Source organism: Bacillus litorisediminis, assembly GCF_022808645.1.
In the GTDB taxonomy this organism is placed as follows: Bacteria; Bacillota; Bacilli; order Bacillales; family JC228; genus Bacillus_BF; species Bacillus_BF litorisediminis.
Genome location: NZ_JAKZKT010000002.1, coordinates 143,784 through 160,802, shown reverse-complemented (window position 1 = coordinate 160,802; position 17,019 = coordinate 143,784). Strand labels below are relative to the sequence as shown.

The window sequence follows — 17,019 nt, the reverse complement described above, 5'->3', positions numbered from 1 at the left end:
ACACCTATCACACGATGAAATAGTGGACAGCTTGAAAGATTTGCAGAAGTTGCGGGTGGAGGTTAGAACCAACTGGTGAAAGCCAGTAAAATAAAGGTTTTAGGTCAAAATTCATTTAGTATTTTGACACTACGTAAACGAGAAGGGGGAGTGTATGTACGGATATGATAACAGAAATACATTTTTAGAACGTGGTGTGCATGAGTACAAGAATGTAAGTGGTGGCATGGTGTATTTGGTATGTCTAATCAACCAGAGTATTCGTATAAATCCAAAGTATGATAGGACCATCGGAATGAGTTATTGTATTTATTCGTGATGAACCATCAAAACACAAATTAACAAAAAATAAGGGATCAAAGTTATGAAAGGAATGATTTTTTTTGAAGGAAAAAGCTAGAACCCTACTGGCATATTTTTTATCGCTGGTTTTTATTTTGAGTTCTTTTTCCGCTACCGCATTGCCGGTCATCAATGCTTCAGCGGCAGAGGTTGTCAATGGGAAGGCTTTGGACACTGCAACTACGGGAACTTCAGCGACAGAGGTTGTGCCGCTGAAAGAAGTCTACAAGGACCATTTTCTTATCGGCAATACTGTTAGCCCGTCCGACTTAACCAATCCAGCGAAGTATAATTTTATGAAGTTCCACTATAACGCGCTGACGCCCGAAAATGCTACGAAGCCGGACTCCATATGGTCCAACCCCACTAGCGATCCGTCATTCACAACAGCCGACAACATGTTAACCCAAGTCAAAGCCGACGGTTTCTATACGATTGGACACGCGCTGGCGTGGCATAATCAGTCAGCTGGCTGGCCGCCGAGTGGTCAGAATTATACCGAGGCAAGGGCCAGCCTGAAAAGGTATATTTCTACAATCGCCGGGCACTATAGTCATGGTCCTTATAAGCTCGACGCCTGGGACGTTGTGAACGAAGCCATGAGGGATAATCCGGAAAATCCGACCGACTGGCGAAACGCGCTTCGCTCCGGCATTAATCCAATGGAACGGCCGTCCAGATGGTTTGCAGCTTACGCTAACGGCGGAAACGGGTGGGATTATATCTATGATGCCTTCTTGTTCGCGCGTGAGGCTGCCCCGGACGCAACTCTGTATTACAATGACTTTAACGACGAAGAACTCCCCAACAAAGCCATCGCGATTGCCTCCATGGTCAAGGAGCTCAACGAAAGATACGCGAAAGAACACCCTGAAGCAAACGGCAGGAAGCTGATCGAGGGCATCGGGATACAGGGGCATTACAACCTCAGACTCAATGTAGATAATTTAGAGGAAGTTTTAAAGATTTATAGTGAAACCGGGTGTGAGATCAGCATCACCGAACTCGACGTACAATTCAACGGCACTTCACGCGATGTTCCCCCTAACGAGGACGACGGTAAACTGGCAATGCTTAACAGCAAGACATTCCAGCCCAGACTTCAATACTCCAGAACATTATTGGAGATTGGCCAAAACGATCGAATCCGGCAAGACTTATATGGTTGTCTCCGTCAACTCAGGTCAGGCTCTGACCAATATGAACGTACCCTCCGTCCCGGTGACCGACGGTGTAACTAACGCCAAACGAGGGCTTGCGGGTACTCCTGTCACCATAGTTGACGATAGGATTGTAGCGCCGGAGCTGATCCAGGATAATACGAGATTTATCTTTACAGAGAGAACCAGCCCCGATCCGGGACCATACACAAGTGCGAACGGGTATACAGGATACACAATGTTAAGTCTGGTTCACGGCGGCCTTATCGCCCCCTCTATTATGTATCGTGATTTGAGCAGCGACGATACGGCTGCTTTACGCACAGACTCAACTATTGCAGATAGTGCATTAGATCGAGCGGTATGGTTTAACACGGGTATAGATCCCGATACAGGCGAGACGTCGCTATTTTCACATACTGGTTCCAGCGGTCACACTTATGCGCTGCACGGAAATGAATACGGTTTCATCACCCAAAGAGTCGATTCACTGGAGGACGATGCAGCCCTTCGTGTTAAGCTGTATGAGTACGTGTCCGACTATTTAGACGAAGACTTAACGAGTCTGGGCGTAGAAATAAGACTCTCCCCGGTGGAGCGTATCGTGAGTGAGCGTGACGCCAATATCCCCGTCACGGCGGATGTCCCTGACGGTTCCAAAGCGGTGTTGAAAAAGGACGGAGTTTCAGTGGCTTCCGCGACATTCGCAAACGGCAAAGCGATGATCAGCGTTAAAGGCAGCGATGTTGACGCCGGCGCGAATTATGCAGTCGTAGTGTATGATGGTTCCGAAATACTTGGCGCGGTAATTCTCCAGGTAGTCACTGCCGTCAGCGCGACGCCGTCGGCTACGGTAGAGAGACTCAATGGTAATCAAAACAGACTGACCGTTACCGTTACGGAAGTATACTCGGATGATTCGACGGAGGCTTTTACTGAAGAGATATTAATCAGGAACAACGCTGCAGACGTTTATCAGGTGGGACCATATAAGGTTTATGTGGACACTAATGGCCACAACAAGATTCGTGATTGCTATATTGTGAACGAGTAGCAGCAAGACGCTGAAAAGCAGTACGCTGCACTGCAAACCAATGTGCAGCAAGCAGCCTATTGAATGTCCACAATAAAATTGACTTCCTTTTATTGACGAATTTTCTTTCAAAGTATTTTAAAAAAAGTGGTGTTATTCAATCAACGCCAGAAGTTTATTGTTTGCAAATAATTAAAGTAGTCCTATGGGCTACTTTTATTTTTCTTGGGTTCCATCCTGCCCATTCACATATGAATATCATAAATATGAGGGCAAGGGAGTTATAAGTTCTCTATTTTTGCTATCAGTAACACTATAGGGTGAACTCCTTTACCGAAATGTTTTTATTTTTATAAATTTGCGTTTTCCAATCTGAATAACTAATTCATCAGTTATCGAAACTTGTAACTTTGGATCTACTACCTCGTTACCATTTATTTTTACTTCTCTGTTTTCAATCATTCTTCGGGCTTCGCTTTTAGAGCTTATCAATTGCAATTCAACGAGTAAATGTAGTATAAGGACTTCAGCAACTCCATCCCATTCAATCTCTGAAAATTCATCTGGAAGTGCCCCTTGCTGAAAAACTGAAATAAAAGGCTTTTCAGCTTTTTCTTCTGCTTCTATTCCGTGTTTGGAGTAAAAGCGGTTACCAGTTCAAAGTATTTCTTCATTAACTCATCCGGAATAGACACTGCTTTCCCGTACATTTCCTATGGGCTTTCATCAATTCCGATGTAGTTCTTCTTCGATTTAGACAACTTCTCTACACCATCAAGCCCCTCCAGTAATGGCATGAATATGGCTACTTGCTTTTCTTTCCTAAACTTTTCTTGAACATGTCTTCCCATCAAAATGTTGGTCTGTCGCCTATTTCTTTATCACATTCTAGTACGATGGAATCATATCCCATGCATTAAAGGGTAAAAGAATTCGTGTAACGATATAGGTTTTCCAAAAGAAATTCTTTCCTCAAAGTTATCTCTTTCTAATTACCTAATGACAGTTATTTTACCAGCTAATTGAATGACTTCTTCAAAGTTTAACTTTGCTAGCCATTTACAATTAAATGTAACTCAATAATATCCATATCGGCTCCGAATGAGCCCTTAAGGTATATCATAATGGACGTAGTATTCGTTAATGGTCCGGAGTCGCTAGTCCTTCCGATTTCTTAATTAACATATACTGCTCGAACATCAGCCCATCGTTAGTGTCTGCTCTACCTTTTCTAGGGCGGTATAGTCTCGCTTAAATCTCCGTGATACCCTTTTCTGCATACTTTTTTGCATAATAATAGCTCCCCCAACTTAATAGTGAGCGAGCCACGTTTGTCCCGATTGGTTTTAAGTCGGAACGGTTTTAGTCCGTAACAGTTTCGAGATAAGTCCTTTTAGGTCTTACCTATCAGTCTGAAACGGTCTTTCCTAAAACCGAACGAAAACCGTTATAGTCTATTACTAATATGCGTAAATAAATCAACGTAAAATCAACGTAATGAAATCACGTAAAATCACGTCAAACCCACGTCATATCTACGTTTCAGTTGGCGGGACTGTGTGGGAATCGAACCCACCAGAGACGACACGCGCCTCACATAGCGGTTTTGAAGACCGAGACGAGCACCAGCATCGTTTCCAGCCCCGTGTATATAGTGTAAATTAATGTTTAAAAGCAGTTTCTGCAAGTTTTCCTATCAATCCTTACTCGTTTCATTCATAAGTCACATGGTTTATACTAGCAAATTTAATTATTTTTGCGCAATAGAGAAACCCCTTCTTTATTAAGAAGAATTTATTTCTCCAATGATTTACTATTATCCCAGTAGCCTGGCTGTAATCTAATCTGCAGTGTCAACTTTAATCGTAATGTCATGTAAAAATTCCCCAATTCTAAATTACTGCTTGAGTCCTGATCCTATTCTGGATACATTATAGTTAAATAGGAAGAGATATTTCATCTTGTCGAATGAGGAATATGAAAAGGGGGATCAATTCTATTGGCAAATAAGAGTCATCAATTATTAAACGGCTGGACACTGATCGCACATAACTCCTATAGGCTATTTTCAAATAGCAATTCTTATGTGGTACTAGATCATGATAACGATGTAGCCTTGCAATGTGCAGTTACAGAACAGGATTTTGAAGTCATTTCATCAAGCTGGAATTTAAAATTTAAAATAATACCAGCCTTTAAGACGGTCAAAATTTTAAATGTCCCAGATGAAGAGTAATAAATATTGTTCTTAGATTCAAATATATATTCATACTTTACATTTTTTAAAAGAGACGGGTTTCCCTCTCCCCGATTTACTAGATTCTCCCTCCGTTAATCTCTTTGATTTTCTTGTCACCTCCTGAAACGAGCTTTATAATAGTAGAGACAGCAAGTTGGAAGATTGTGGGGTGAATTCGTTTTATGTTAGAAGGATGGTTTTTATGGTTCATCCTATTCTGGATTGTATTTTTAGTGGTTTCTTTTGCCATTGGCGGTTTTTTTATGTTCCGCAAATTTTTAAAGCGGCTGCCAAAAGAAGATGGCAAATCAGATATGGATTGGGAAGAGTATTATGTAAGTCAGACGAAAAACTTGTGGGAGCCTGAAGAACGGAATCTCTTGGAAGAACTGGTTAGTCCGGTTCCTGAGCTATTTCGGGATGTGGCGAGACAAAAAATTGCGGGTAAAATTGGAGAATTAGCACTTCAGGAAAAAGCTAAAAAAATTGATCAAGAGTTAGTGATTCGCGGTTATATTATGGCAACTCCGAAAAGAGATCATAAATTTTTGATTAAAAAGCTAAATGAAATGAAAATAGATATTGAACCCTACCAGCACTTATTTTAGATATGGCCGGCCTGCATTAGTTTGACCCCTCACTTGAACATAAACCGAGTGAAATTCGTGAGGAGAATAAAACAACAGGTTCGGCCTTTCCTTTTTTGGAAATATTTGAAACCATTATTATTTTTGAAACGTATTATTTGATAGTTAAATAGGGGTCAGTCAGCAGAGGGGGCTTTACATGAAAAACGGGGATAAAAGAGCCATGCTCATGATCAGTATTGGTATTATGATCTTTTTAATTTGCATCGTGATTGGCTTATTTTTCGTACCAATTAAAGAACTTTTAATGAAACCAGAGTACGGGTATTTCTTTGGCTCAAGCGGACAATCCTATATCGCTGCAACCGTTTCGATTGCTTTACTTGGGATTAGCCTAATGTTCCTCGGTTGGGTTACACGTAAAAGAAAAACTAAATGGATTATCTTCACAACCCTTTTCCTCATTTCAAGTATAGGAATTTATTATGCCATTGATGATTATTACTATATTGATCCGAATGGGATTGTCTTTGATCCGCTCGAAACGACCCAGGAAAAGGTCTTGAAATGGGAAGAGATTTCTGAATTGACTCACATTTATCGCAAAGATATGAATGGCACCCCGGTTCCTGCTGAATTGATTATAAAAATGCAAAACGGGGAAGAAGTCATCATGATCTTGGGAGCCAGGCAGTACTCAATGCGATCCTCTATTAACAGTACCGTCCGAAAATTCGGGGGTGAGAGCTACATAGAAATCTATGATCCAGAGGGAAATTTTATCGAAAGAAAAGAGTATTTTTAAAGATTTGACAAGGGGGCAGTTTTTCGATGCATAATGCAGATAGCAAAAAAGTAATGTGGATTGTAGTCGGGATTATCGTTTCACTCAGTTCACTCGTGTTGGGGCTATTGAGTAATGCTGTAAAGCAAACTATTTTTATGCCTGGTGATGCTTTCTTCTTTGGCAGCGATAGTGTGAGTGCGATGATTTCGATCGCAGCTGGATTTGCATTAGGAATCAGCATCATTTTGGCAGCTTTAGAGCTAAAGAACAAAAAACTTAAATGGGGACTCTTTACAGGGCTGTTTTCTATATCTCTTGTGTTTCTTGTTTTAACCATAGATGAATATTATTACTACAGCCCCGACGGAATATTCCGGAATGAGCTGATGGGATTTGGAACGGAGCAAACCAAATGGGAAGACGTCGCACTGATTACGAGTGAATTTCAAAATGATGAATATGGGACTACTTACCCTAAAAAGCTTTATCTTGAATTAAAAAATGGTGAAGTTCTAGAAATGAACCTGTCCGGACAGCTAAGTCGAGCAAGAGAACAAATAGATCAAACGGTCCGAACTCTTGGCGGAGATAGTATCATCCGTATTCTCGACCAAAATGGTGAGGTTATTGAAGAAAGTTTGACGGAAGGACTATAAAAGTTTAAAACCCCTGCACAATGAATGTGCGGGGTTTTTTACACTTTTAGAAAGTAAAAAGTGTTAGCGATGAAGCAAAAACAACGCAGGGAAAATTTTTAAGATAAAGTTACGACGGCCAGGATAACCTCGTCTAGCCATACATTAGCACGAGGCGTTTCGAGCTTGATAAGAGCAACTAGGCAAACGCCTGCGTCTAAAGACTTGACGCTGGCCAAGTTTTTTCTTTATATCGTTTCAGTTTTAATTTTTAATGAGGATTCAAGTTTTCGATATTGTGCATACATCGCAACTCTCCAAGGCACGATCATAAAGAAAGCAATCAGCCAAAACATGCCCCCAAGCTCACCAGGGGTTGTAGAAGTGCTAAAAAACACCTTTAACCCTAAGCGAATACAGAGGAGCGCAATAATCACGATCGCAAAAGCTTTGGACCGTTTCATATAAATTTCTCCATTGCTTATTTCAAATTTGGAGGTCTTTATTAAGAAAATCGAAAATAAAGCACCTATTACAATTGCTTCTGCGATCTCTACCGGCGTAATTCTGAAATACGGAAATACATACATCAATGCTCCAGTACTCATAAAAAGAGGAGGCAATATGATTTTTTTTGCGTTTACCGGTCTTTCTGAGGCCTTAAATCGAATGAATATAACCGCTACACCCATCAGCAGGGCCAACACCGTTGATATAATTAACATGATGAATTCAGTCCTCTATGATTACTTTCTATTTTATTATAGTCAAAATAAATGAAATTACCAATGGTAGTGCTGATTTGTTCAATTATCCGAAAGCCAAATTCAACAGCATCCAAACGTAAACAAAAAAAACATCATGAAATCGAAGTTTCATGACGCATGGCACGTTCTACTGCTTCTATTACTCTTTCTTTTTCAAAAGGCTTCACGATAAAATCCACGGCCCCTGCCTCAATCGCCTCCAGAACGAGCCTGGATTGTCCGATCGCAGAACACATGATAATCTTTGCCTTGGGGTCAATTTCTTTGATTTTCTTGACTGCTTCTATTCCGTCCATTTCTGGCATTGTAATATCCATCGTAACCAAATCAGGCTTAACTGCTATGTATTGATCAATGGCTTCTTTACCGTTTTGAGCATCCCCCACGATGGTGTGGCCAGCTTCCTGAAAAATGTTCCCTAAGGTCATTCTCATAAACTTTGCATCGTCTACAATTAGTATTTTTGCCATACTGAATCTATGACCCCCTAAATTCGATCACGAATAGGTCTATTGAATTATCTCTACTTCCTACTATATCGAAAGTACTAGAAATATTCAACTTAGATTGTATGACAAATTTCGAGTATTAAAACCCAGTAAAGCCACCGGTTACTAAAGTTAAAATACTGATGATCTGTGTCATCCAATCAAAGAAAAGAATTATTCCCATAAAGATCATTAAATATCCGCCAAATTTAATAATCTTGGCATTGTTACGTCGAATCCAGGCCATTTTCCCAATAAAAAAGGAAAGAATAAAGAAAGGAATCGCAAACCCCAGCACATAAGCAAACATATAAACAACACCGCTGCTAGGATTTTGTGCTGCCAGCACGAGAACAGCACCCAAGATGGGCCCTGAACAAGGCGTCCAACCAGCAGCAAAGGCCATTCCAATTAGTACAGAACCGATATATCCGCCTGGTTTATTTTTAAACTCAAATCTGCGATCCTTCATTAAAAATTTAGGCTGAAAAATTCCTACTAAAATCAAACCAAACAGAATGATAAAGATGGCGCCGATTTGTCTGATTAAATCTTGATAGGTAAAAAAGAATTCCCCGATAAAACTGGTTCCGAAACCGATCGCGATAAAAATGATAGAAAACCCAATTAAAAAAAATAATGTATGTAATATACTTCTCCGATTCAGCATTCCATTTTCGTTTTTCAGTTCAGCAACAGACATCCCCGTTATATACGAAATAAAGGCTGGATATAATGGAAGGCAGCAAGGAGATATAAAACTTAAGAACCCTGCACCAAACGCTAAAAATAAGTTTAAGTCAGTCATATGTTTTTTCTCCTCTTTGGAAGAGGTATTAAAACCCCAGATTTAACAAGCACTGCTGTTTAAAATTCAAATTTAATTGTACACTTTTCATTTCGATTTGTTAATGAGATGGATTTGTAGAATTTGTGACTGTTTATTTACATATTTTTAAAATTACTTCCAATTCCTTGATATTTTTGCTTGGAGATAAGATAAACATGCTTTATACTAGGGAATATATATTAATTCCCTTATTTTACAATTAATGACGGAAAGGGTTTTTATCGTGGTCAATCACTCTCTCATCGCAGCAATAGAACAAAAGCGTGAAGAACTGGTCCAAATCGTCAGCGAAAAGGGCTTTAGTTCCAGCTTAACGGTAAAGCACAGCCAAGAACTCGATGCTTTATTAAATCAATACTACTATATATACCAACAACCATACGATAAACCCTTAAAAAACAAACATAGTGCAAAAAAATAAGAGTAATAGTAAAGATGCTTGGTACATGTTATATGACCCAAGCATCTTTGTTTATTACAAATTATTGATTTTTTATTGCAACCGCATCCTCTAGACCTTCACCAGAACCATTTTGCAGAATATACATTTTATAATACAAGCCTTTTTGAGCAAGGAGCTCTTGATGGTTACCGCGTTCTACAATTTCACCTTGATGCAATACGAGAATCTGTTCAGCATCTTGGATTGTCGATAGCCTGTGAGCAATTGCAATCGTTGTCCTTCCCTGTCTCATCCTCTGCAAAGCAATCTGAATTGCTTCTTCTGTCTCTGTATCAATGTTGGCTGTTGCTTCATCTAATACTAAAACCTGCGGATTGTAGGCGATTGTTCTCGCAAACGCAATCAGCTGCCTCTGTCCGCTGGAGAAGGTTGAACCTCTTTCAGTGACAAGATGCTGATATCCATCTTCCAGCTTTTCAATAAAGCCGTGGGCCTGAACAAACTGTGCCGCCTCAATAGCCTCTTCGTCTGTCATAGTTGTTTTATGAAGCTTGATATTGTCCATGATTGTTCCATAAAACAGAAAAGGATCCTGAAGGACAAGTCCGATCTTTTCTCTCAGTTCGTTATGCTCGATTTCTTTTATCGAAGTCCCGTCAATCTTAATGTCTCCCCTATCGAACTCATAAAAGCGCATCAATAGGTTAATAATGGAGCTTTTTCCACTTCCGGTATGACCGACTAACGCGACGGTCTCCCCTTCTTTCGCCGTGAAAGATATATTTTTTAAAACATCTCTTTTGCCATCATAGGAAAAGCTCACATTTTCAAATTGAATCGTACCGCTTGTAATGGAATGTGGCTTTCCTTCTTTCTGTTGAGGTGCTTGCTCGGTTTCGTCCATTAGCTTAAATATTCTTGAAGCGGCTACAATTGCCTGCTGGAAGAAGGTTAACCGGCTCATGACTTGGTTAACCGGTTCAAAGAAACGGTCTAAATACGTAATAAATGCGTATAATACCCCAACTTCAATCGGATCATTCATCGATAGCACACTAAAATAACTTAAAACTACTACTAGCGCTGCAATATACACTAAGTCAATTGCAGGCCGTAATAATAATGCATCTACTTTTAAGTTTTTGACTCCAGCTGCAAAGTGTTTGTTGTTAATATCTTCAAATTCTTTTCTAAGCCGTTTTTCTTGGCGGAAAATTTGAATGATTGACATTCCCTGAAGGGATTCACTTAGTTTTGCATTAAGCTGACTCAGTCTTTCTCTTAGTTCAGAATAAATCTTTGAACTGTGCTTGCGGTAGGTCCGCATGATCCAATAGAACAAAGGTAAAGTAAATAAACAAAAGAATCCTAGTCTTGTATCCAAAATAAACATGGATGTGAAGACACCAATTAACAGGAAGATACTTTGTACGAAAGAAATTAATACGGACACGAACATGTCTTTAATAGCCTCTGTATCGTTCGTAACACGGGAAACGATACTTCCGGCTGGTGTTTTGTCAAAAAACTTTAAACCGAGTGAATGAACCTTTTCAAACACATCGATCCGAAGTGCCTGCACAATTTTCAAAGCTATTTTTTGAAAATGGTATAACTGAAAATAGGTTGCTGCCGCATTGATCAATTGAATCGAGATAAAGGCTGCAGCCAAAGCCATAATCGGATTCATTTCCAGTGCCTGCCCATCTGAGATAAATGGAGTCAGGTGGTCATCTATGAATACTTTCACTAAAATGGGACCTAAAATATCTCCGAGGGTCATGAGCAGCAATAACCCAAAGGCAAACACGATTTTTTTCCAATGCGGCTTCGCATAAGTCATTAACCGTTTTAATACAACCCTTTGTTCTTTACCGGTCATTGAACGTGTTGTCTCCATCATTATCCTCCATGCTCTACTAAAGACTCTAACTGCTGACGCAGATACATTTCTTTATACCAACCGCCTTGTTTCATTAATGCTTCATGGTTGCCGCGTTCGACAATTCTTCCATGATCTAAAACAATAATAAGGTCGGCATGCTGAATTGCACTTAGTCTGTGAGCTGTTATAATTGTTGTTTTTTGCTCTCTATTATTCTTTAAAGCTGTCAGAATCGCTTCTTCCGTCTTGGCATCTACAGCTGACAAAGAATCATCTAATATTAAAACTTCCGGATCCATTAAAATAGCACGTGCAATCGAAATCCGCTGTTTTTGTCCTCCTGATAAAGACACGCCGCGCTCCCCGATGATTGTTTCGTATTGATCAGGAAATTGTAAAATATCTTCGTGAATACTCGCAATTTTGCTTGCATTATGAATGTCTTCAGGAGTGGCATCCGGTTTGGCAAACGCGATATTTTCGCTGATCGTATTGGAAAATAGAAAATGATCTTGGGGTACATAGCCAAATGCCCTGCGCAATGCTTCTAGCCTGTATTCTCTAATCGACCTTCCACCAACCATAATTGAACCAGAATAGCCTTCAAATTCACGCAGCAACAATTTTAATAGCGTCGTTTTACCTGCACCTGTTTTACCGACAATTCCTAATGTCTGCCCTTTCCTTAGCGTGAAATGGATACCTTCTAGAGCACGCACCGTTTCATTAGGATAGGAAAAAGATTCGATATTCATTTCAATTTCTCCAGAAGGTGTTTCATCAATAGAACCAGGTAAATCAACGATTTCTGGAACTTCCTCTAGCAATCTGCTAACCCTTTGATAAGACGCTCTCCCTCTCTCAACAATGTTAAAAAGCCAGCCAAACGCTAGCATTGGCCATATTAATAAGCTTAAATAGGTTGTGAAAGCGACTAAATCACCAATGGACATTTCACCATTCATAACAAATTGTGAACCGAAGAAAATCGTTAGAAAATACGAACTACCTATTATAATAGAAATCGTTGGATCAAAAAGTGCATCAATCTTGGCAACCGCCACGTTTTTTTGTACAACATCTTCAGCTTGTTTTCTGAATGACTCGACTTCTTCTTTTTCCTGTCCAAACGTTTTAATCACCTTGACCCCATTAACACTTTCCTGAGTTTTATCATTTAGGGAAGAAAAAGCCTCTTGAGCCAGCCTGAACTTTTTATGCAATAAATGACCGTAATAGCTTGTCAGTAAAGCCATAAATGGTAATGGAATCAATGCTATAATCGTCAGCTTCCAGCTGATTGTAAACCCCATTGCAAGAATGACAGATCCTCCTGTTGCAAGTGAGTCAACTAATGTTAAGACCCCTGAACCGGCCGTTTGCTGAATCGCACTTAGATCATTAGTGGCATGGGCCATTAAATCCCCCACTCTTTTACGCTGATAAAACGAGGAGGTCATTTTAGTGAAGTGAGTGTAAAGAGTCTCCCTTAATTGTCGGGCTAGCTTTACTGCAGACCCGAAAATTTGAATTCTCCATAAGTAGCGCAAGCCATACATGGCGAGACCGCTTGTGACTAACAGACCTATCCAAAATAAAAGACCGAAAACCGTGATTTCGTTTTGAATAATCTCATCTACTACGACGCCCACAACCCGTGGCGGAACCAGCTGCAAACAAGCCACTAATAATAAGAAAAATATCCCTAAAATATAAGCTTTTCTTTCTTGTTTAAAAAACCATTTCAAATCTAGAAATACCCTCATTTGTTTTCCTCCACTGTTATCTTCCCAAATCATACCAAAATAGTTTACCAAAATTTCCGGCAACAAAAAAGATTGAAAATAATTTCCTTTTAATTATAGAACAAATGTTCGGTATTTGTAAATAGCAAAAAAATAAAGCACTCTAAATGAGTGCTTGTCCTTTTGTTTGTTTATTTTAGTTGCTGTTTATTCATAGCAGCCATCATTTGGTTAATTTTCTTCTGAGATGGTTTCATGCCCATTTGTGTCATCATGACACGAAGCATTTGTTCATTAATAGGTGGGTTCTTCTTTAAATAATCCATCATGTATTTTCTCGCAATAAAAAAGCCGAGCGCTACACCTGCGAGTAAAGCGATTACACCCACTAGAGTATACATCCACCACATAAAAAGCTTTCCTCCTTCATGTTGTCTACCTTACAGTGTACTAAACCAACTATGATAATACAATATGTGAACCCCTAATTGCTAGTTATTATATATATTTTCTTTCTCTCCAAGGCTTTAACCATCCATAACGTTCATTTTCTATATCAATTGCTAAGAAATTATCCATTTTTTTAAGTATTTCAAAAAACACATTCTCTATTTCGTGGTCTCCTATTGCGTGGATGGTAATTTTCTTTTCGAAAAGCTCCATATAGGCTGATTCTTCACTTTCATCATCTTTTCTGATCCAATATAAATTTCCTTCATTATAAAATGGCTGCATCCGCTTAGAGCCTTCCTTTAATAATTGGTGCAAGGGTAATATAGGAATATTTTCTGTAATGTAGTTAATTTGGCCTTCTACAATCTGTTTAAACTTTCCCTCTGAATAGCGGTATTCCTTAAACAAACCAAAGAATTGCCGCTCCCGTCCATAATAATACATCGCTACTGACTTTTCGATTCTGTACAGGTCATATTGCCGCAAGCCAACTTCCCTCCACCCTTTATTTAGTCTTTCTCTATTTTATATGAGGAAAATTTGAAAATATGTTGATATTTGTTTATTTCTTTCACTAATTTTGTCGAAAACACAAAATTTTCTTACTATTACTAGAATACACTAACATTTAGCAGAATGACTAGAGTTTCCCGCTAGAAAATACGAAATTTGAAATTCATACAGGTTAAATTCATAGCGTTGGAGAAATATATGAGACATATATTGTACAAAGGAGCCATTTATCAAAATACCAGCTATAAGTTATGAACGAAAGGAGGAGTACTAAATGAATTTTGATATAAAAGAAGCAATCGAGGTACTAGAACGTACACCGCAAACATTGGAGTACTTTTTATCTGGTTTATCCAAGGGATGGCTTGAATCCAATGAAGGTGAATATACATGGAATCCCTTAGAAGTGGTTGAGCACCTGATTGAGGGAGAAAAAAATAATTGGATGCCGAGGTTAGAACATATTCTTCAAGAAGGTGAAAGTCAGCCATTTCCTCCATTTGACCGTTTTTCACATTTAAATGGGAAGTCAGAAAGATCAATAGAGCAAAGTTTGATTGAGTTTAAAACTCTTCGAACACAAAATTTAATTAGACTTATGGAGCTGGTTGACCCCGAGAAAGACCTTGAAAAGACGGGTTCCCACCCAGCTTTTGGTGTGGTAAAAGTTAGAGAATTAATCTCAACATGGGTCGTTCATGATTTAACGCATATTGCTCAAATCGTCCGGGTTATGGGTAATAGATATAGAATCGACGTTGGGCCGTGGATTGAATACTTAGGGATATTGAATAAAAAATAATTTTCAAAGAAACGGGAGGATAACTGTGGACGCGTTGATTGAAGAGTATAGTAGAGGATACGAAATGCTGCAAAAAGCGATCGAAGGCTTGACTGAAGAGGAGCTTCATTTTAAGCCAGCACCAGACAAATGGAGTATTCATCAGATCATCATCCATGTAACCGATTCCGAACTTGTCTCGACCGCTAGGATGAAAAAAGTGTTGGCTGAGGAAGAACCAATGCTGTTTTCAGTTGACCAGGATGCATGGACAAATCATTTAGGGTATGAGCATTTGGACCGTAAGCAGCATCTGCTGCTGTTCCAATTGTTACGGACAAACATGCTGAGTATTATCGATCATTTGAAAACGGAACATTTCGAACGTGTGGGGGTGTACCCTGATGCAGGTCGTTTCACCTTCAAGGAATTGTTAGAATTTCGTGTTCAGCATATTCGCGGACATCTTTCACAAATCGAGCGGGTGAAGGAAGCATATCAGCAAAGCCAGTAAGCGAATATAAAAATCCCGAGTTTTCGATACTTTTTACAAAAGTATTGAAAATTCGGGTCCTGTTTTTTTTCGACATTATATAGTTTCTCACCCTTTTCAAATTTCTAGCAGAACTTGGTTCTCTAAATAAGTCTGTTTTTTGCCATAGTCTTTTAATCTAATGGGAAACATAGAAGTGATTGATTTCTAGGAGTGATATCCAATGAAGAAGTATCGTTCTGCTATTTTACTATCTCTTTTCCTATATATGACAATTCATACAGTTGGCTCTGCTGAATCAATGCCGAAGCCGCCTCAAGAATCTAGAGAGGAACTCTATCATGATATGTTCATTACATTACTATACCCTTATATTAATGAACCGGTAGAACAATATTACTCGAAATTCCTAACCTCTTCTCCAATGGTACATGGGTACATGGTTAATGTTATGAGTACAGATAGAGTATTTGGGTATCGGTCCTTCAAATTTTTAGTTACTCGTGAGGTTACACCCGTAGTAGGACCCCATATTTCAGTGGAAAAAGACCGTTTAGTGTTCGATATAGATCCAAGCGGGCCGAGGTTACTTGAATTTCAACATTTACTAACACATGAACTTCCCGAGCATTGGAAGCACATTATAAAAAATCGATCGGAAAAAGATTAATATACTGCAAATTCTTAAATAATAGTGACTTTCGTCAATTTGGCTTTTTGACTTTTCAATACAGCATAAGTTGCCTTATCCATTGTCGCCCCGTCGAAATTGACTAGATTACAACCAGAGGCATACTTAAAAGATACATTGCGGAATACGGCATTTTTAAAAGATGCCCCTTTTAATCCTGCAGAATAAAATATAGTGCCATTTAATGTTTGATTGTCAAATTGTACACCGGATAAATTAGAATAACTAAAATCCGTATTATCTAACATACTGTTTTTAAAACTTGTTTTTGATAAATCTGTCTTCGATAATTTAGCTCCTGAGAGATTTGCACCATCAAAGCTTACATTTCTTAAATCGCAGGATTTAAAGGAGCTGTTCGACAAATCTGCACCGGTAAAATCAGAACCTCCCAGCACGCTTTTGCTAAACTCAGCTTTTGGTAAACTTACTCCTTTAAAATCTGAATTCCTAAGATCCATTTTTGAAAAATCCCTAGCCCTTGGGTGTTGCTGGGAATCAATTCGCGTTTCTGCAACATTTTCCACTAATTCTGATATATCTCCAATGGAATTAATCGTCATACTATAAGCCGTTTCATCATCATAACCCTGTTCTTTTAAATCTTTTAATCTCTCTTGCAAATTCGTATACAATTCTTCTTTTAACTCTCTAACTGCATGTGAATCGTCGTATGGCAAAAACAAACCATCTATATGTTTGATTAATTTATTTTTCATCAGTATCACCTTTTCCTAATAATTGATCTAAAATACGTTTTGCATATTCCCAATTTTTTTTATTTTCGAAGTACGTATTTTTCCCTTTTTCTGTTATCCTATAATATTTCCTTCTTCCTCCATGAGTTTCATCTCCCCAATAGGAAACTATATTGCCATCCTTTTCAAGCCTCTTCAGACTTGAATACATGGTAGCCTCTTTCAGTTCATAATCATGATTAGAATTTACTAGTACTAATTTGGAGATTTCATACCCATAATTATCTCCGGTCATTAACAAATTCAAAATTATAGTATCTGTATGTCCTCTGAGTAAATCGGAGGACATTTTATTTTCAGTCATCTAAACACCTCCTTTGTACAATAATTAATACTATGACATATGTTCATTCACTTCTTTACAATTGAGGAATCCGAGTTCTACATAGCCATGAAGATACAGTGTTTT

General features: G+C 38.8%; 19 protein-coding genes, 1 tRNA gene and 1 pseudogene. 10 read left to right on the top strand and 11 right to left on the bottom strand.

Annotated elements, in window-relative coordinates:
* Window positions 1–383: 383 nt before the first annotated feature.
* Together MLE14_RS01770 and MLE14_RS01765 are read left to right on the top strand one after the other, a co-directional pair.
* The gene (locus tag MLE14_RS01770) at window positions 384–1,583 is read left to right on the top strand and encodes an endo-1,4-beta-xylanase (protein ID WP_243296536.1); all 1,200 of its coding nucleotides are present in this window, start codon (window positions 384–386) and stop codon (window positions 1,581–1,583) included.
* Window positions 1,471–2,556, top strand: coding sequence for a hypothetical protein (locus MLE14_RS01765; RefSeq protein WP_243296576.1), 1,086 nt, complete (start codon window positions 1,471–1,473; stop codon window positions 2,554–2,556). Before MLE14_RS01770 ends, MLE14_RS01765 begins: the two co-directional genes overlap by 113 nt.
* A gap of 309 nt (window positions 2,557–2,865) precedes the next feature.
* On the opposite strand, the pseudogene tyrS reads toward MLE14_RS01765, so the two are convergent.
* Both tyrS and MLE14_RS01750 read right to left on the bottom strand, forming a co-directional pair.
* Window positions 2,866–3,605: pseudogene (tyrS, locus tag MLE14_RS22850) on the bottom strand (tyrosine--tRNA ligase); the annotation flags it as partial.
* A 477-nt stretch (window positions 3,606–4,082) separates the two neighbouring features.
* A tRNA-Sec gene (locus tag MLE14_RS01750) sits at window positions 4,083–4,180 on the bottom strand.
* Window positions 4,181–4,534: 354 nt separating this feature from the next.
* Here MLE14_RS01750 and MLE14_RS01745 point away from each other — a divergent pair.
* The 4 genes from MLE14_RS01745 (at window position 4,535) to MLE14_RS01730 (ending at window position 6,804) form a co-directional block, all read left to right on the top strand.
* Window positions 4,535–4,771: a hypothetical protein gene (locus tag MLE14_RS01745; protein ID WP_243296534.1), complete on the top strand. Its 237-nt coding sequence runs from the start codon at window positions 4,535–4,537 to the stop codon at window positions 4,769–4,771.
* Between the two features lie 185 nt (window positions 4,772–4,956).
* Complete coding sequence (locus MLE14_RS01740) at window positions 4,957–5,382, top strand: DUF2621 domain-containing protein (protein WP_243296533.1); 426 nt, start codon at window positions 4,957–4,959, stop codon at window positions 5,380–5,382.
* A gap of 178 nt (window positions 5,383–5,560) precedes the next feature.
* Window positions 5,561–6,166, top strand: a complete 606-nt coding sequence (locus MLE14_RS01735; protein WP_243296532.1) for a hypothetical protein — start codon at window positions 5,561–5,563, stop codon at window positions 6,164–6,166.
* Between the two features lie 26 nt (window positions 6,167–6,192).
* The gene (locus MLE14_RS01730) at window positions 6,193–6,804 is read left to right on the top strand and encodes a hypothetical protein (RefSeq protein ID WP_243296531.1); all 612 of its coding nucleotides are present in this window, start codon (window positions 6,193–6,195) and stop codon (window positions 6,802–6,804) included.
* 227 nt (window positions 6,805–7,031) lie between these two features.
* Here MLE14_RS01730 and MLE14_RS01725 read toward each other — a convergent pair whose 3' ends face one another.
* The 3 genes from MLE14_RS01725 to MLE14_RS01715 all read right to left on the bottom strand — a co-directional run bounded on the left by MLE14_RS01725 (window position 7,032) and on the right by MLE14_RS01715 (window position 8,846).
* On the bottom strand, window positions 7,032–7,511 hold the full coding sequence (locus tag MLE14_RS01725) for a CcdC family protein (RefSeq protein WP_243296574.1): 480 nt from the start codon (window positions 7,509–7,511) through the stop codon (window positions 7,032–7,034).
* Between the two features lie 131 nt (window positions 7,512–7,642).
* On the bottom strand, window positions 7,643–8,020 hold the full coding sequence (locus tag MLE14_RS01720; RefSeq protein WP_243296530.1) for a response regulator: 378 nt from the start codon (window positions 8,018–8,020) through the stop codon (window positions 7,643–7,645).
* A gap of 118 nt (window positions 8,021–8,138) precedes the next feature.
* Window positions 8,139–8,846 carry a cytochrome c biogenesis CcdA family protein gene (locus MLE14_RS01715; RefSeq protein WP_243296529.1) on the bottom strand — a complete coding sequence of 236 codons (708 nt, stop codon included), beginning with the start codon at window positions 8,844–8,846 and terminating at the stop codon, window positions 8,139–8,141.
* A 244-nt stretch (window positions 8,847–9,090) separates the two neighbouring features.
* Here MLE14_RS01715 and MLE14_RS01710 point away from each other — a divergent pair, with 244 nt between their 5' ends.
* Entirely contained in the window at window positions 9,091–9,309 is a 219-nt protein-coding gene (locus MLE14_RS01710; RefSeq protein WP_243296528.1) for an aspartyl-phosphate phosphatase Spo0E family protein, read from the top strand.
* A 61-nt stretch (window positions 9,310–9,370) separates the two neighbouring features.
* On the opposite strand, the gene MLE14_RS01705 is transcribed toward MLE14_RS01710, so the two are convergent.
* The 4 genes from MLE14_RS01705 to sirA form a co-directional block, all read right to left on the bottom strand.
* Window positions 9,371–11,191 carry an ABC transporter ATP-binding protein gene (locus MLE14_RS01705; RefSeq protein WP_243296527.1) on the bottom strand — a complete coding sequence of 607 codons (1,821 nt, stop codon included), beginning with the start codon at window positions 11,189–11,191 and terminating at the stop codon, window positions 9,371–9,373.
* 2 nt (window positions 11,192–11,193) lie between these two features.
* A complete protein-coding gene (locus tag MLE14_RS01700; RefSeq protein ID WP_243296526.1) occupies window positions 11,194–12,942 on the bottom strand; it encodes an ABC transporter transmembrane domain-containing protein in 1,749 nt (582 codons plus the stop codon).
* A 170-nt stretch (window positions 12,943–13,112) separates the two neighbouring features.
* Window positions 13,113–13,331 carry a YneF family protein gene (locus tag MLE14_RS01695; RefSeq protein ID WP_097160509.1) on the bottom strand — a complete coding sequence of 73 codons (219 nt, stop codon included), beginning with the start codon at window positions 13,329–13,331 and terminating at the stop codon, window positions 13,113–13,115.
* Between the two features lie 88 nt (window positions 13,332–13,419).
* Entirely contained in the window at window positions 13,420–13,860 is a 441-nt protein-coding gene (sirA, locus tag MLE14_RS01690) for a sporulation inhibitor of replication protein SirA (protein WP_243296525.1), read from the bottom strand.
* A 301-nt stretch (window positions 13,861–14,161) separates the two neighbouring features.
* Here sirA and MLE14_RS01685 point away from each other — a divergent pair, with 301 nt between their 5' ends.
* From MLE14_RS01685 to MLE14_RS01675, 3 genes are all read left to right on the top strand, one after another.
* On the top strand, window positions 14,162–14,689 hold the full coding sequence (locus MLE14_RS01685) for a DinB family protein (RefSeq protein WP_243296524.1): 528 nt from the start codon (window positions 14,162–14,164) through the stop codon (window positions 14,687–14,689).
* A gap of 25 nt (window positions 14,690–14,714) precedes the next feature.
* On the top strand, window positions 14,715–15,182 hold the full coding sequence (locus tag MLE14_RS01680; RefSeq protein ID WP_243296523.1) for a DinB family protein: 468 nt from the start codon (window positions 14,715–14,717) through the stop codon (window positions 15,180–15,182).
* A 202-nt stretch (window positions 15,183–15,384) separates the two neighbouring features.
* A complete protein-coding gene (locus MLE14_RS01675; RefSeq protein ID WP_243296522.1) occupies window positions 15,385–15,831 on the top strand; it encodes a DUF3888 domain-containing protein in 447 nt (148 codons plus the stop codon).
* Window positions 15,832–15,845: 14 nt separating this feature from the next.
* On the opposite strand, the gene MLE14_RS01670 is transcribed toward MLE14_RS01675, so the two are convergent.
* Together MLE14_RS01670 and MLE14_RS01665 are read right to left on the bottom strand one after the other, a co-directional pair.
* Window positions 15,846–16,571 carry a pentapeptide repeat-containing protein gene (locus MLE14_RS01670; protein ID WP_243296521.1) on the bottom strand — a complete coding sequence of 242 codons (726 nt, stop codon included), beginning with the start codon at window positions 16,569–16,571 and terminating at the stop codon, window positions 15,846–15,848.
* Window positions 16,561–16,914 carry a PadR family transcriptional regulator gene (locus MLE14_RS01665; protein ID WP_243296520.1) on the bottom strand — a complete coding sequence of 118 codons (354 nt, stop codon included), beginning with the start codon at window positions 16,912–16,914 and terminating at the stop codon, window positions 16,561–16,563. The genes MLE14_RS01670 and MLE14_RS01665 overlap by 11 nt, the downstream gene beginning before the upstream one ends.
* Window positions 16,915–17,019 lie beyond the last annotated feature (105 nt).

Bases quoted from the DNA above. Each gene is read 5' to 3' on its own strand.
- MLE14_RS01740 (WP_243296533.1), top strand. From the start codon at position 4,957: ATGTTAGAAGGATGGTTTTTATGGTTCATCCTATTCTGGATTGTATTT.
- MLE14_RS01735 (WP_243296532.1), top strand. From the start codon at position 5,561: ATGAAAAACGGGGATAAAAGAGCCATGCTCATGATCAGTATTGGTATT.
- MLE14_RS01730 (WP_243296531.1), top strand. From the start codon at position 6,193: ATGCATAATGCAGATAGCAAAAAAGTAATGTGGATTGTAGTCGGGATT.
- MLE14_RS01720 (WP_243296530.1), bottom strand. From the start codon at position 8,020: ATGGCAAAAATACTAATTGTAGACGATGCAAAGTTTATGAGAATGACC.
- MLE14_RS01715 (WP_243296529.1), bottom strand. From the start codon at position 8,846: ATGACTGACTTAAACTTATTTTTAGCGTTTGGTGCAGGGTTCTTAAGT.
- MLE14_RS01710 (WP_243296528.1), top strand. From the start codon at position 9,091: ATGACGGAAAGGGTTTTTATCGTGGTCAATCACTCTCTCATCGCAGCA.
- MLE14_RS01705 (WP_243296527.1), bottom strand. From the start codon at position 11,191: ATGGAGACAACACGTTCAATGACCGGTAAAGAACAAAGGGTTGTATTA.
- MLE14_RS01700 (WP_243296526.1), bottom strand. From the start codon at position 12,942: ATGAGGGTATTTCTAGATTTGAAATGGTTTTTTAAACAAGAAAGAAAA.
- MLE14_RS01695 (WP_097160509.1), bottom strand. From the start codon at position 13,331: ATGTGGTGGATGTATACTCTAGTGGGTGTAATCGCTTTACTCGCAGGT.
- MLE14_RS01685 (WP_243296524.1), top strand. From the start codon at position 14,162: ATGAATTTTGATATAAAAGAAGCAATCGAGGTACTAGAACGTACACCG.
- MLE14_RS01675 (WP_243296522.1), top strand. From the start codon at position 15,385: ATGAAGAAGTATCGTTCTGCTATTTTACTATCTCTTTTCCTATATATG.
- MLE14_RS01670 (WP_243296521.1), bottom strand. From the start codon at position 16,571: ATGAAAAATAAATTAATCAAACATATAGATGGTTTGTTTTTGCCATAC.
- MLE14_RS01665 (WP_243296520.1), bottom strand. From the start codon at position 16,914: ATGACTGAAAATAAAATGTCCTCCGATTTACTCAGAGGACATACAGAT.